The sequence below is a fragment of the Mesorhizobium sp. BHbdii genome, assembly GCF_053848045.1.
The window spans coordinates 1-1,154 of the sequence record NZ_JBSPKX010000036.1; the positions used below are offsets into that span (position 1 = coordinate 1).

Genomic DNA, 1,154 nt, shown 5'->3' on the forward strand with positions numbered 1-1,154 from the left:
CAAGGGCCATGCTGTCGACCGCGTGGCGAGCTTGGCGCCGACGGCGTCCACGTCGACTGAATCTGCTGACAATGAGGACTTGTAGGATCCCCCAGTAGGCGAAAACCCATGACGATCATCTTCACGCCGGCCGCGATCTGAAGCACGCGTCCGGCGCGCTTCATGCCTTTCTCTTTGACGAGGCTTTCGGTGAAAAAACGGACGGAAGGATCGGAACATCAACGCCGCTGAACGGGTGCCGAGCTGTGCGATCCCGTTCGACGAGGTTGAGGAAAGCGCCGCTGAATGCGGGTCTGCACGCTGCCGATGGAACGGCGTGGTGCGCCCACTACCGCGTTGCCGGGCCATATTAGCGATCTGGCCCGGCGCGAGAGCACTCCACGTCCACAGAACGGGATTGCACCGGCCGTCACCACTGTCAAAAAATGGCGAAGTGGTGATCCGGCACGGTATCGACGCTTAGCTTTTCCCGCGCTTTGGCGATTAAGCGTTCCAGCGTGGGAATCTCGGGCACCCCTCCGATCACTTCGTCGCCGAGAACCAAGGCCGGCGTGCCGGTGATGTACAACTGCGTGGCGAGCTCGCGATTGCGCTCGAGGGTGTCTTCGATGGCGGGATCTTCCATGTCCCGCTTGAGCTTCTCAACGTCCAGGCCCACCTGTCGTGCGATAGTCAAAATGGAGAATTCGCTGACCTGGCCGCGAGCAGCCATAAGGGCGTGATGAAACGGCTCATATTTTCCCTGTTTGCGGGAGGCGAGCGCCGCCACTGCGGCGAATTTGGAACCCGGTGCCTTGCCCGGATACTCTTTGTAGACAACCTTCAGCTTGGGATCGTTCTTGAGGGCTTGCTGGATGATAGGGTCTTCCGCCCGGCAGTGCCGACAGTTGTAGTCCAAAAACATCACCAGAGGGACGTCGCCATTCGGGTTGCCAGCAGTTGGCGCAGAGGGATCGTTGAAGAGTGCGTCGCGCCGCTCCGGAATGAGCTTCCGCCAATCCGCCTTGAGCAGGCGATGGTTTTCGCGCTGGCGCAGGTGGTCTATAACAGGCGCTGCAAGCCCGGCAAGAAGCAGGGCCAGGATTAAAAGAGCGATATGGCCGGCTCTTGGTTCAGGCATGGGTCAGGCTCCAATCAACAGTGAACGGCAGGGC

1 protein-coding gene is annotated in these 1,154 nt (G+C 60.2%); it reads right to left on the reverse strand.

What is annotated here, in order from left to right:
• Positions 1 to 418 precede the first annotated feature (418 nt).
• Complete coding sequence (locus ACWTU8_RS31625) at positions 419 to 1,120, reverse strand: DsbA family protein (protein ID WP_455851226.1); 702 nt, start codon at positions 1,118 to 1,120, stop codon at positions 419 to 421.
• Positions 1,121 to 1,154 lie beyond the last annotated feature (34 nt).